A 12,966-nucleotide genomic window follows, 5' to 3' on the forward strand; every position below is an offset into this window, starting at 1 on the left:
TTCACGGGGCATGATGCGGCGCGCGCGCGTGGGAGGTGACGATGTCGATGCTACCGAGTTGGGCCATGGATACGATGAACATCCTGACCCAGGCCTTTATTCTCGCCGTGGGCCTGGCCGTTCTGATCGGCTTCTTCATGTATGTGGCGGACATCACCCAGACCCGGGATGCCGTGCGCCGGAATTATCCGCTATTCGGGCGCTTTCGCTCACTCTTCACGACGCTGGGGGAGTTCTTCCGGCAATACTTCTTCGCCATGGACCGCGAGGAATTGCCCTTCAACCGGGCTGAACGGGACTGGGTCTACCGGTCCTCAGAGGGCAAGGGCGGGACCATTCCTTTCGGCTCCACCAAGCCGATGGACAAGCCGGGCACGGCGATTTTCGTCAATTGCCCCTTTCCCCTGCTCGACGACGATGCCGCTGAATCCCGTCCCATGCGGATCGGCCCACAGGCCCGTACCCCCTATGACGCGCCCTCATTCTTCAATATTTCCGGCATGAGCTATGGCGCATTGTCGAAGCCGGCCGTGCGGGCCCTGTCACGCGGCGCGGCGAAGGCCGGGATCTGGATGAATACCGGCGAGGGCGGATTGTCGCCCATGCATCTTGAAGGCGGTTGCGACATCGTTTTCCAGATTGGGACCGCGAAATACGGCGTCCGCAACGCAGAAGGCGGCCTGTCCGACAGTAATTTGCGGAAAATGGCAGCGCACGAACAGGTGCGCATGTTCGAGCTCAAACTCTCGCAGGGCGCAAAACCGGGCAAGGGCGGCATCCTGCCGGCCGAGAAAGTCACGCGGGATATTGCGACAATCCGCGGCATTCCGGTTGGCCAGGCATCGATTTCCCCCAATCGTCATCCCGAGTTCGACGATATTGGCGGCCTGCTGGACATGATGGGGCATATCCGCGAAGTCACCGGCAAGCCGATCGGCTTCAAGGCCGTCATCGGGGCTTATGGCTGGCTCGAGGAGATGTGCGAAGAGATAACGAAGCGCGGACCCGAAAATGCGCCGGATTTCTTCACCATAGACAGCGGCGATGGCGGGACTGGCGCAGCTCCCATGGCGCTGATGGATAATGTCGGCCTGACAATCCGCGAAAGCCTTCCAATTGTCGTTTCCATCCTCGAGCGTTACGGCCTGAAAGAACGCATCCGGATCATCGCTTCAGGCAAACTCCTGACCCCTGGTGCGGTCGCTTGGGCACTGGCCGCTGGAGCCGACTTCATTCAGTGCGGGCGCGGTTTCATGTTCTCGTTGGGCTGCATCCAGGCGCTGAAATGCCACCAGAACACCTGCCCGACTGGCGTCACGACGCACAAGAAAAGCCTGCAGCGCGGCCTGGTGGTGCGTGACAAGGCCGAACGGGTTGCGGTCTATGCCGATACGGTCCGCAAGCATGTCGAGATGATCGCCCATTCCTGTGGCGTACCGGAACCGCGCCGGCTCGGGCGCAAGCATGTCCGCATCGTCCAGGCCAATGGACGTTCTCTACCGATGACGACCTTGAACTACCTGCCGGATGATGACGCGCCGAACCGGTTGACCCCGGCCGGCGGTGGCGCCCCGGGCCTGCCTAAGCAGCCCTAGCGCATGTCGCCCCTATTCCTGCTTCAACTCGTTCACACGATCGTATTCATCGTTTGCATTGCGAGCCTGCTACCGATTGGCTGGTACGCTGCCAGCGGCCACGGCGCGGTGTGGGCAATCTGGGCATTGCTGCCGCCGGTCGGGGTCTTTCTCGGCCTTGTCCTCAATCGCGGACGCTGCATCCTTCAGACACTGGCCCGACGCATGAGGGGTGTCGAGGAGACGGATCCGCACTGGGTTCGCGATATTCTGTTCTTGCCGGAAAGTTGGGCGCTGAGGGTGGTGCCGGTCATGGTGCCGGTTTTCCTACTGGTCATTGTGGCGTCCGCGTCTCGGGCAATCGCATCGCTTTGATCAAGCTGGTGATCATGACACTCGCTTCACGCGACGCATCGTCAGATTGATCCGGCCACCACCGGGAAAATAGTCCGGCGGCAAAAGGGTCGATGTGCCAGGATAGATGCGATCAATACCGTGATAACAACGCCGGGCCGCGCCGCCGAGCACGACCACATCGCCAGATGACAGCACCATCGAGGCCGTCTTGCCACCGCGCTTGGGCCCGCCAAGCCGAAAGCGCGCCTTGTCGCCCAACGAGATCGAGACCACCGCCGCATCCGTGGCCTCCTCGTCCCAGTCGATATGCAGGCCCATCTTGCTGTCCGGCGCATACCAGTTGACCAGGCAAGCTTCGGCATCGACCGGATAATTCGCCAGTTCGCGCCACAGCCCGGTCAACGCGTCCGGCATGGTCGGCCAGGTCTCGCCGGTCTCTGGATGGCAGGGCTCATAGCGATAGCCGCCGATCTTGTCGGTGACCCAGCCCAGCATGCCGAAATTGGTCATCTTCACCGACAGGGGCTGGCCTGTGCGCGGCATGGTCGGTCGCCAGAAGGGCGCCTTCTCCTGCGCCGCGATCACCGCTTCGATCAGCGCCTGCTGCTCCGATCGGGAGAGTTTTCCCGGCAGAAGTCGAAAACCGTCCGGCATGACATAGGGCGTGCTCATACCTTCAAGATGGGCCGCGGTCAGGGCGCTGACCACCCGGTATGTGCGGATTGGCAAGGCTTGAGTCATATCAAATGCGTATGTCGCATATGCGATGGCGCTGATGCAGGCCTTGCGCTCGCCCTCGCGCCTCCCTAAATCGCCATCAAGCGCAGGGTTCTGCCCTGTGGATTGAACCAAGCCGGTGTCGGCACACCGGTATCATCAATGACGACCCCGAAGGGGACGGTCAGCGGGATGTGAGGTGCTTCTTTGGAAGGCCCTGCATTCGCCGGACGGGTCCCGCTTGGAAAAAACGGAGAGACGATCAATGAGCAAGGTCATCGGCATCGACCTGGGTACGACCAATTCCTGTGTGGCAGTTATGGAAAGCGGCCAGCCAAAGGTCATAGAGAATTCCGAAGGTGTACGGACCACCCCGTCCGTCGTTGCCTTCACCGAAGATGGCGAGCGCCTCATGGGCCAGCCGGCGAAACGTCAGGCCGTCACCAATCCGGACTACACCTTCTTTGCCATCAAGCGCCTGATCGGCCGCATGATGGATGACCCGACGGTCAAGAAGGACATCGACATGGTGCCCTACAAGATCGTCCCGTCGGACAGCAATGACGCCTGGGTCCAGGGTCGCGACAAGAAATACTCCCCGTCGGAAATTTCCGCCTTCACCCTTCAGAAGATGAAGGAGACCGCGGAAAGCTATCTCGGCGAGAAGGTCGAAAAAGCCGTCATCACGGTCCCGGCCTATTTCGACGACGCCCAGCGCCAGGCCACCAAGGATGCCGGCAAGATTGCCGGCCTGGAAGTCCTGCGCATTATCAACGAGCCGACCGCGGCTGCCCTGGCCTATGGCCTCGACAAGGGTGAGAACAAGACGATCGCCGTGTTCGACCTCGGCGGCGGTACGTTCGACGTCTCTGTCCTTGAGATCGGCGACGGCGTGTTCGAGGTGAAGGCCACCAATGGTGACACCTTCCTCGGCGGTGAAGACTTCGACATGCGCATCGTCCAATACCTCGCGGACGAGTTCAAAAAAGAGAACGGCATCGATCTGAAGTCGGACAAGCTGGCTCTCCAGCGTCTGAAGGAAGAAGCCGAAAAGGCCAAGAAGGAACTCTCTTCGGCCACCTCTTACGAAGTGAACCTGCCCTTCATCACGGCTGACGCATCTGGCCCGAAACACCTCAATATCAAGCTCTCCCGTGCCAAGCTGGAAGCCCTGGTCGAGGATCTGGTCAAGCGCACGCTCGAGCCCTGCAAGAAGGCGCTCAAGGATGCCGGCCTCAGCCCGTCCGACATTGACGACATCGTGCTGGTCGGCGGCATGACCCGCATGCCCAAGGTCCAGGAGGCCGTGAAGGGCTTCTTTGGCAAGGACCCGCACAAGGGTGTGAACCCGGATGAAGTCGTTGCCATGGGCGCCGCCATCCAGGCCGGCGTCCTGCAGGGTGACGTGAAAGACGTCCTGTTGCTCGACGTGACCCCGCTTTCGCTGGGCATCGAGACGCTGGGCGGTGTCTTCACCCGCCTGATCGATCGCAACACGACCATTCCGACCAAGAAATCCCAGACTTTCTCGACCGCGGATGACAATCAGACGGCCGTGACCATCCGGGTTTCCCAGGGTGAACGCGAGATGGCGTCCGACAACAAGCTCCTCGGCCAGTTCGACCTGGTCGGCATCCCGCCAGCACCGCGTGGTCTGCCGCAGATCGAGGTCACTTTTGACATCGACGCCAACGGCATCGTCAACGTGTCCGCCAAGGACAAGGCGACCGGCAAGGAGCAGGTCATCCGGATCCAGGCCTCCGGTGGTCTGTCGGACGACGATATCGAGCAGATGGTGAAGGACGCCGAGGCCAATGCCGAAGCGGACAAGCAGAAAAAGGAAATCGTCGAGGCCCGCAACGGTGCCGAAGCGATGGTCCACCAGACCGAGAAGCAGCTTGAAGAGTTCGGCGACAAGGTGCCGGGCGAGGACAAGGACGCCATCGAGGCGGCCCTGAATGAGCTGAAAGAGGTCAAGGATGGCGAGGATCTCGAAGCGATCCAGCAGAAGACCCAGGCCCTCGTCCAGGCGGCCATGAAGCTCGGTGAAGCCATGTATGCGGCCCAGCAGACCGAAGCCGCCGAAAGCGACGCCAAGGCTGATGCCGAAGGCGATGATGACGTGGTTGATGCGGAATTCTCCGAAGTCGACGACGACAAGAAGAAAGACGCGTAAGGTCCGGTTTGACCGGGAGGGCTTGTCGCCCTCCCGGCTCACCTTTCGAGCCCGACCATGACCCGTCCCGACCCCTTGACCGCTCCGTTTGGAGCCTTCGCTCTTTCGCCGCTGGCCGAGCGTGTCCGTCGCCTTCCGATGGCGATGCCCGGTGACGCGCTGCGCCGTAGTGCGGAATCAATTGTGAGACGGGCCCTGATGTCCGGCGGTCGCGAGATCGCCGATATCGAGGTCTTTCCCGGCCAGTTCGCGCGCGTCCATTTGCGCGATAATCGCTGCGAGAAACGGGTCTTCGCCGGGTCGAAGAGCTGGGACAATGCCGAGCGCCGTGCCATTCGCGAGGCCATGGCGGCCAAGCCCGCCGAAGAGGCCTTCATCTTCGTCGACGCCGGCGCCAATGCCGGTCTCTACACGCTCTCCGTCCTCGCCGATGCTGCCGCGCAGTCACATCCCGTCAAGGCGATCGCCATCGAGCCTGATACCGAAAACCGGCGCCGACTCGAATTCAACCTCGCTGTTTCCAAGGCCGGGAGCGTGACTGTCCTGCCCTATGCGCTGGGTGCGGAAGAAGGCGAAGGCGCCATGGTGCAGTCGGTTACCAATCGCGGCGAGGTCCATGTCGCCACAGCAAGCGAGACCGGCGACACGATACGGTTGCGCCCGCTCGAAGCGGCACTGGCCGAAGCGGGCGTCGAGCGTGTCGACGTCATGAAAATGGACATTGAGGGATTTGAAACCCCGGTCCTGAAAGCTTTCTTCGCCGAGGCTCCAAAGAGTCTTTGGCCGACGATGATCCTATTGGAGACCCGGCATGAAGCCGCCATCACCGAAGGCGCTTCCGGTCTCTGCCTCGAACACGGCTACACAGTGGCCCAGCAAATGCGGCAGAACGCGGTTCTGGTCCTGCGGACAGGTGAACAGTGATGAGCAAGCGTGATTTCTATGAAGTCCTGGGTGTCGAGAAAGGCGCCGACGAGAAGGCTCTGAAGAGCGCCTATCGCAAACAGGCGATGAAATTCCACCCGGACCGCAATGCCGGCGATGCCGAGGCCGAGGCGAAGTTCAAGGAAGTCGGCGAGGCCTGGTCGGTTCTCTCCGACCCGAACAAGCGCGCCGCTTATGACCGCATGGGTCACGCCGCTTTCGAGCAGGGCGGCATGGGCGGCGGCCAAGGTCCATTCGGCGGTGGCGGCGGCGGTGCAGCCGACTTCTCGGACATTTTTGAACAGGTTTTTGGCGAGGCCTTCAATATGGGCGGCGGCATGGGCGGCCGACGCGGCGGCCGCGGCCAGTCCGGTCCGGCCCGCGGCGCCGATCTGCGCTATGACATGGAAATCTCGCTGGAGGATGCCTTCAACGGCGCCGATGAGACCATCAAGGTTCCCACCGCCATGCATTGCGAACGGTGTGACGGCCAGGGCAATGAGCCGGGTACGGAGCTGGACACATGCGGCACCTGTCAGGGTGCAGGTCGAATCCGTCGCTCCCAGGGTTTTTTCACGATGGAGCAGACCTGTCCGCAATGCGGCGGGCGCGGCCAGTACGTCAAAACGCCCTGCCAGGACTGTGATGGCGTCGGACGCGTGCGCAAGACCCGTACCCTCAATGTCACCGTTCCGTCTGGCGTCGAGGATGGCACCCGTATCCGGCTGGCCGGTGAGGGCGAGGCTGGAGCGCGTGGCGGGCCGCGCGGTGATCTCTATATTTTCATCTCGGTGCGTGAGCACGAGATTTTCGAGCGTGACGGGCCCAACCTGTATTGCCGGACGCCGGCCTCCATGGTCCAGGCGGCCCTGGGCTGCACCATCCAGGTTCCCACCATTGAAGGCGGCAAGGCCGAGATGAAGATCGCCGAAGGTGCTCAGACCGGCAAGCGCATGCGCATGCGCGGCAAGGGCATGCCCCGCCTTCGCGGCGGGCCGCGCGGTGACATGATCGTCGAGCTCTTCGTCGAGACCCCACGTAATCTTTGCGACCGCCAGAAAGAGATTTTGAAAGAATTCTGTGACCTGTCCGGCGAGAACTGTAATCCCGACAGCGCCGGTTTCTTCAACAAGGTCAAGCAGTTCTGGGATGAGGTAACGACGGATGACGGGCGACCCAATGCCGGCTGAACCTGACCGGGCGTGAAACAACACGACCGGGTATGGGATGACAGGCCAAGGCGGAACGGCTTACCAATCACGGTATGAACCAGACGCCTGCCCCTGATGAAACCGAACCGGAGGCCATTGAGCGTCCGACGGATTGCTTCCAGCCTGCGGAAGTGCGTTTCTACGCCCTGTCGCCGCTCGGGTTTGGCGGTACCACCGCGCTGATCCTGTTCCTCGTCTACGGCTTCTACCTGGTAGTCGCGACGCTGACGCAGCGGCCACCGGTCTTCGAGCCTGGTGCAGCGGGCGAAATGGTCATGACCCAGGTCGCCTGGATCGCTCTGGTTCTTTCCCTCATCTTCACAGCGGGTACGGCCTTTACCGAGTCCGGGCGCCACATGTGGGCAAGGGAAAGAGAGCTCTTGATCGCGGCGCTGAAACCGAGCGGGGTGGTCGAGGTCGAGGCACTCAATGCCGGCATCCCGGCCCGTTGGCGCCGACAATACCTGACCATGTTTGTCGTCGGTGCCATCGCGGGCCTGGTATTCAATGGCTTCATGATCGTCTCCGGCGGCTTCAGTTTCATCGAGTACGCCAATTCCGTCGGGCTCTGGTTCCTGGTGGTCTCGCCCCTGCTCTACGGGATCGGTTTTCGAGCGGGGGTCGATGTGGCGCGAGAGAGCGGAGCCCTGAAAGCCTTGATCCGCGGCCATCTCGCAGTCGACCTGTTCCATCTCGAGCGCCTGGCCGTGTTCGGTCGAATTGGCCTGAAGGCGGCTCGCTCCTGGATGATCATGGCGGCAATTCTTCTGCTATTCCTGATCAATCCGAACAACCCGCAACAAATTTTCGACGCCAGCCAGTTATGGATGACCATCCCGGTGGTCGGCGTGTCCGTCCTGGGCGGACTTTTCCTGCTCACGAGCGCCGTGCATCCGGTGCACAAGAAAATATGCGCGGCCAAGCAGACCGAGCTCGCGCGCATTCACGCCGAGATGGACCGGGTTCGTGACCATGCCCTGGCCGGGGATCCCGCGGCGGCGGCGGCTCTGGCCGGACTGACCGACTATGAAGTCTGGATCACCAATCGCCCGGAATGGCCGGTATCCAGCGGCGTGACGACCCGCTTCTCGCTCTATATCCTGCTTCCGCTTCTGCCCATTCTCGGCTCCTATATCTTTGAAAAGATTGCGGACCAGCTCGTCACAGGAACTCCGGTTTGACCTCTCCCATCCGCGTTACAGTGCTTGGCCCGACCGGCCGGCTGGGCAGCGCCATCTGCCACGCGCTTCTGGATTCACCTGATTTCAGGCTCGCCGGCGCTGTTGTCCGAGCGGAATCGCCTGCCTGCGGTGTCGATATCGGGACATGGCTTGAGCGCGATCCCATCGGTTGCCTGGGTGAGACCGCGCTGGAGCAAGCCGTGCACGGGGCCGATATCGTCATCGATTCCAGTCTGCCGGGCATGACCGTTGCCGCGGCAGAACGTCTGGCGAGCCTCGGTGGGCCAAGCCTGGTCACCGGTGTGACGGGGTTCAATCGCGACCAGGAAGCCCGACTTGCAACGTGTTCGGACAAGATCCCGCTCCTCGCCGCCGGAAATTTCTCGCTTGGTGTTGCCGTGACAGAAGCCCTGGTGCGCCAAGCCGCGCGCCTGCCGGCGAAGGCGTGGGATATCGAGGTTCACGAGACCCATCACAAGCGCAAGGCCGATGCGCCCTCCGGAACAGCCATCATGCTGGCCCGCGCCGCGGCCGAGGCCCGCGGGGAACGCCTGGAAGATGTTGCGACATGGAGCCGGGAAGGCACGACCGGTCCGCGTCAGAGCGGCTCGATCGGCTTTGCCGTCAGCCGTGGCGGCTCTGTGGTCGGCGAACATGCGGTGCGCTATCTCGCCGAGCTTGAGGAGATCACAATCTCCCACCGCGCGCTCGATCGCTCGATCTTTGCCCGCGGCGCCCTGGAGGCGGCCCGCTGGATGATCAATGAAGGCGAGGGTCGACCGAACGGGCGCTATACCATGCAGGATGTCGTCGGATAGGGCCTCATCCACCCTGACACTTCGTGTCAGTCTTCAACTTGCATGCGAGTGTCGCACGTGAAACCTCGCGACTTGCCGCATACCACAAATCCTGACATCATCCCGCCATAACGGTATTGCAGGAGGTGTCAGTGCGCCGGGCCGAACGTCTCATCCGCATTGTCCAGGCTTTGCGTGAAGCCGCGCCTGGCGCTGTCACGGCTCATGAAATGGGCCATAAATTCGAAGTGTCCGAGCGCACCATCTATCGCGATATCGCGCATCTGATCGGATCGGGCGCGCCTATCGATGGTGAAGCGGGGGTCGGCTATGTCCTGAGGCCAGGCTTCGATTTGCCGCCGCTGACCTTTTCCTTCGAACAGCTCGACGCGCTTGCGCTCGGGGCACGTCTCGTCAAGGCAACCGGCGACAAGGATCTTGCCTCGGCCGCCAATGAGGCGCTGGCCAAAATTGAGCACGCCCTGCCGGAGAGTCATCGCGAGCGGCTGCGCAATGTGCCGCTCTTTGCCGCCTTCCTCGACGAGACCGTGCGCCCCGAGGCCTTCGGCCCTGTCCGCAATGCCATCGCCAACAAGCGCAAACTTCGGGTGCGCTACCAATCCCTGGCCGACGACACGACTCAACGCGTCATCCGGCCCCTGGCGCTGACCTGTTTCGGGCGTGTCTGGCTACTCTCGGCCTGGTGCGAGCTGCGTAATGATTTCCGCCATTTCCGGACCGATCGGGTAGAGCGCCTGACGGTGCTGGCCGAGAGCTTCGACGACGAACCCGGCAAGCGCTATGAGGACATGCGGCGGGCGGCTTGAGACGCCCTACCAGCTCCCGGTATTCTCCATCGACGCCCAGGGCTCCTGCGCCGGCAGATTGTCGCCACGCTGGAGGAGTTCGACCGAGATTCCGTCCGGGGAGCGCACGAAGGCCATATGGCCGTCGCGGGGCGGGCGATTGATCGTATACCCCAAGTCCGCCAGGCGCTGGCAGGTGTCGTAGACATTGTCCATGCGGTAGGCGAGGTGACCGAAATTTCGGCCGCCCTGATAGGCTTCAGGATCCCAGTTATGGGTCAGCTCCACGCAGGGCAGGCCCTCGGGAATCTTGCCGCCCTCATAGCCGGCCGCGGCGACATCTTCCGGCGTGGCCAGGAAGATCAGGGTGAAGCGGCCCTTCTCGCTGTCATGGCGACTGATCTCGGTCAGGCCGAGGCCCTCGCAATAGAAGCGGAGGCTGGCGTCGAGATCCGAAACCCGGACCATTGTGTGCAGATAACGCATGAAATTCCCCTGATCGTCAGTTGTCGTTCGGCGTCTCGGTATCGGAAGACGAACCGGACAAGGCTTTTACCGCCCATTTGGGGCGTTTGCGCGGAATGACAATATCATCGAGCGGTTCGCCACGAGCACGGGCGAGGGCCGGGTGAAAGTTTTCCGGCGTGCGCGCATGGTGGATGCGGGCGACGACGGCGCCGGCGAAAGCCCAGCAGCCACACAGGCCGAAGAACATGTAGAACATCCACGGATAATATCCGACGTCATACCAGGGCCCGCCATCCAGCAGCATGACGATATAGGGCCAGAGCGCGATCAATCCGACTCCGGCCAAGGGCGTGATCGCCACCGCCACAACCAATGCCAGCGCGATATAGAGCGCACCACGCGGCTCGTGCGCGGACACATAGAGGCGTTCGAACACCTGTTCGTCCACGCCCTTTACCGTTCCCGGCTTGCTCTCGCAGCGCTCGGCATATTCCGACCGCGCATCCTCCATCAGGGAACGGCGTGCAGCGAGCCAGCTAAGTAAGAAGGCCGCAGCCGCAATCAACGCTGCGGCAGCCGCATAGAGAAATGGGTTGCTCATGGGCGCAATCTAGCGCCTCGCGGCCTCATAGGCGAGCATGGCGCGCTTGCGTTTCACACCCCAATGATAGCCGGTCAGCTTGCCGTTTGTGGCCAGCACGCGATGACAGGGTATGAGCCAGGAAATCGGATTGGCACCAACAGCCGCCCCGACAGCGCGCGAAGCCTTGGGAGAGTCCACCTGCTCGGCGATTGACTTGTAACTCGTCGTCTCGCCAGGTTTCAGAGTCAGAAGGGCCCGCCAGACCTGACGTTGCCAGGGCGTTCCGTAGAGCGCGAGGGGCAGTTTCTCGGCTCGCTCGGCGGCAAATATCCGCTCGCACCAGTGCCGGGCGAGGGCGTCATCGCGTTCGTACCGAGCCGCCGGATAACGGGCTTCGAGATCGGCAAACCCACGCTCCACATCCGGATCGGCAAAAGCCATGGCCGAGAGGCCGCGCGGCGCGATCAGCAGGACCGCGTCCCCAAAGGGTGAGGGCGCGACACCCCAGTGAAATTGCAGACCGGCGCCACGGCGTCGCGCATCACCCGGCGTGACGGCTTCGTGGGCAATAAAGAGGTCGTGCAATCGTCCCGGACCGGACAGACCCGCCTCATACGCCGCATCGAGCACACACGCCCCGTCATCAATGGCTTCGCGCGCAGCATCATGAGCCAGGGCTCCGACGAATTTCTTGGGCGAGACACCAACCCAGCGGGTGAACACCCGCTGGAAGTGGTGAGGCGAGAGGCCGGCCGCTTTCGCGGCACGATCGAGATCGGGATGGTCGCGCCAATTATCACCCAGATAGGCGAGCGCACCGGCGATGCGGTCATAATCCCGGGAGGAAGCGTCGAGCGTGTAGATATCGGCTGTCATGAGGACGAGTTTACGCGCTCGCCAGATCAGCTCCACCCGGTTCTTGCGGTCAAACTGGTGCCTTTCGCGCCCGCGCGATCGCCTCCCCCAGCGCGGTGGCAAACTCTCCGCGCTCGGGCGGGCTGAGAAACTGGCCCAGCACAAGGGCCCGACCGTGCGCATGGAGGGCCAGCTGCGCATGATGCGCCTCCGGGTCATGGAGTTTCAACCTGACCCAGCCCGTCGGCAGACGATAGCGACGGCGATGACCGGTCGGATGCTGGCGCACAACTTCGATATCGCGGGCATCGACGCGGACAAATTCCCGGGCACGACCATCGCGATAGGAAATCCTGAAGGCCAGCCAGACCAGGAACACGTCCAATCCGAAAAAAGGCAGGACAGGCCAGGCCCCGAGGATCAGATAGAAAATCCCGGCCGTGAAAGATATTCCGCCGATCGCCGCCATCAGGGCGATGAAGGCCGGATTGGCCAGAGAGCGGTTGGGCGCCAGTTCGGCCTCCATGAATACAGGCCCGTCATGGCGCATCGGCGGCGCGGCCTCGGCGGGCCAGGTTTCAACAATTCCACTCATGCGCAACAGGATAGGGCGGGGCCCGGGCATTTCCACGCGGCGTTTTGCCCGGTGACGAAACCCGCGTTTCTGCCTAACCATGCGCCATGGACGCCGCCGCAAGCCCTCTCTTCGCTTTCATTCTTACCGTCGTCGTGATCGAGCTGACTCCTGGTCCAAACATGGCCTGGCTGGCAGTATTGAGCGCGGATCGCGGCCGCCGCGCCGGCCTGGCGGCCGTGCTCGGAGTGGCCGCGGGACTCGCCTTGCTCGGCCTGCTCGCTGCTCTGGGCATTGCCGCGCTGATCGCGCGCTCACCCTGGCTGTTCGAGACCTTGCGCTATGGCGGCACGGCTTTTTTGCTATGGCTCGCCCTCGAGGGCTGGCGAAGTGCCGGAGAAAGCTCGCCCGCCCGCATGACCGGTTCCCTGCGTCGGCATTTTCGCGATGGTCTGATGATCAACCTGCTCAATCCAAAGGCCGGCCTCTTCTACCTCATCGTCCTGCCCGACTATATCCGGCCCGACCTTCCCAGCCTGCCTCAGGCCATCGGCCTGACTGCCATTTCGGTTGGGGTCGCGACCGCGATTCATCTCGCCATAGTGGCCATGGCGTCGCGCGCATCAGTCTGGCTGGCAGATTCCAACCAGACACGGCTGTTCCGGCGCACACTGGCTGTTCTGCTGGCCTTGATCGCAATTTGGCTGTTCCTTGATACGCGACCTGCCTGACTCTATCGGGAG

At 62.5% G+C, this 12,966-nt stretch carries 14 protein-coding genes; 9 read left to right on the top strand and 5 right to left on the bottom strand.

The features are described 5' to 3' along the window. Positions 1 to 47 precede the first annotated feature (47 nt). Positions 48 to 1,595: an FMN-binding glutamate synthase family protein gene (locus tag JXQ94_RS14555; protein WP_421924776.1), complete on the top strand. Its 1,548-nt coding sequence runs from the start codon at positions 48 to 50 to the stop codon at positions 1,593 to 1,595. Positions 1,596 to 1,598: 3 nt separating this feature from the next. Beyond that, a complete protein-coding gene (locus JXQ94_RS14560; RefSeq protein ID WP_421924503.1) occupies positions 1,599 to 1,949 on the top strand; it encodes a hypothetical protein in 351 nt (116 codons plus the stop codon). Between the two features lie 12 nt (positions 1,950 to 1,961). Here JXQ94_RS14560 and JXQ94_RS14565 read toward each other — a convergent pair whose 3' ends face one another. Next, a complete protein-coding gene (locus JXQ94_RS14565; protein ID WP_421924777.1) occupies positions 1,962 to 2,603 on the bottom strand; it encodes an alpha-ketoglutarate-dependent dioxygenase AlkB in 642 nt (213 codons plus the stop codon). A 310-nt stretch (positions 2,604 to 2,913) separates the two neighbouring features. On the opposite strand from JXQ94_RS14565, the gene dnaK reads away from it, so the two are divergent. From dnaK to JXQ94_RS14595, 6 genes are all read left to right on the top strand, one after another. Next, positions 2,914 to 4,824 carry a molecular chaperone DnaK gene (gene dnaK, locus JXQ94_RS14570; RefSeq protein ID WP_421924504.1) on the top strand — a complete coding sequence of 637 codons (1,911 nt, stop codon included), beginning with the start codon at positions 2,914 to 2,916 and terminating at the stop codon, positions 4,822 to 4,824. A 57-nt stretch (positions 4,825 to 4,881) separates the two neighbouring features. After that, positions 4,882 to 5,748, top strand: a complete 867-nt coding sequence (locus JXQ94_RS14575) for an FkbM family methyltransferase (RefSeq protein ID WP_421924505.1) — start codon at positions 4,882 to 4,884, stop codon at positions 5,746 to 5,748. Continuing rightward, positions 5,748 to 6,938: a molecular chaperone DnaJ gene (gene dnaJ / locus JXQ94_RS14580; protein ID WP_421924506.1), complete on the top strand. Its 1,191-nt coding sequence runs from the start codon at positions 5,748 to 5,750 to the stop codon at positions 6,936 to 6,938. Before JXQ94_RS14575 ends, dnaJ begins: the two co-directional genes overlap by 1 nt. A gap of 74 nt (positions 6,939 to 7,012) precedes the next feature. Further along, the gene (locus JXQ94_RS14585; RefSeq protein ID WP_421924507.1) at positions 7,013 to 8,140 is read left to right on the top strand and encodes a hypothetical protein; all 1,128 of its coding nucleotides are present in this window, start codon (positions 7,013 to 7,015) and stop codon (positions 8,138 to 8,140) included. Beyond that, positions 8,137 to 8,958, top strand: coding sequence for a 4-hydroxy-tetrahydrodipicolinate reductase (gene dapB, locus JXQ94_RS14590; protein ID WP_421924508.1), 822 nt, complete (start codon positions 8,137 to 8,139; stop codon positions 8,956 to 8,958). The genes JXQ94_RS14585 and dapB overlap by 4 nt, the downstream gene beginning before the upstream one ends. Before the next feature lie 131 nt (positions 8,959 to 9,089). Then, entirely contained in the window at positions 9,090 to 9,764 is a 675-nt protein-coding gene (locus JXQ94_RS14595) for a helix-turn-helix transcriptional regulator (RefSeq protein WP_421924509.1), read from the top strand. Between the two features lie 6 nt (positions 9,765 to 9,770). Here the strand turns inward: JXQ94_RS14595 and JXQ94_RS14600 are convergent, their stop codons facing one another. From JXQ94_RS14600 to JXQ94_RS14615, 4 genes are read right to left on the bottom strand one after another with little or no spacing between them, the layout of a single operon-like run. Continuing rightward, a complete protein-coding gene (locus JXQ94_RS14600) occupies positions 9,771 to 10,229 on the bottom strand; it encodes a VOC family protein (RefSeq protein ID WP_421924510.1) in 459 nt (152 codons plus the stop codon). Between the two features lie 16 nt (positions 10,230 to 10,245). Then, positions 10,246 to 10,812 (bottom strand): hypothetical protein, encoded by a 567-nt coding sequence (locus tag JXQ94_RS14605; RefSeq protein ID WP_301063293.1) that lies wholly within the window; start codon positions 10,810 to 10,812, stop codon positions 10,246 to 10,248. Between the two features lie 9 nt (positions 10,813 to 10,821). Further along, positions 10,822 to 11,670, bottom strand: coding sequence for a methylated-DNA--[protein]-cysteine S-methyltransferase (locus JXQ94_RS14610; protein WP_421924511.1), 849 nt, complete (start codon positions 11,668 to 11,670; stop codon positions 10,822 to 10,824). Positions 11,671 to 11,719: 49 nt separating this feature from the next. Beyond that, positions 11,720 to 12,244 (bottom strand): DUF2244 domain-containing protein, encoded by a 525-nt coding sequence (locus JXQ94_RS14615; protein WP_421924512.1) that lies wholly within the window; start codon positions 12,242 to 12,244, stop codon positions 11,720 to 11,722. A gap of 86 nt (positions 12,245 to 12,330) precedes the next feature. On the opposite strand from JXQ94_RS14615, the gene JXQ94_RS14620 reads away from it, so the two are divergent. Further along, positions 12,331 to 12,954 carry a LysE family translocator gene (locus JXQ94_RS14620; protein ID WP_421924513.1) on the top strand — a complete coding sequence of 208 codons (624 nt, stop codon included), beginning with the start codon at positions 12,331 to 12,333 and terminating at the stop codon, positions 12,952 to 12,954. Positions 12,955 to 12,966 lie beyond the last annotated feature (12 nt).

Source organism: Maricaulis maris (genome assembly GCF_049116555.1).
Lineage (GTDB): Bacteria > Pseudomonadota > Alphaproteobacteria > Caulobacterales > Maricaulaceae > Maricaulis > Maricaulis maris_C.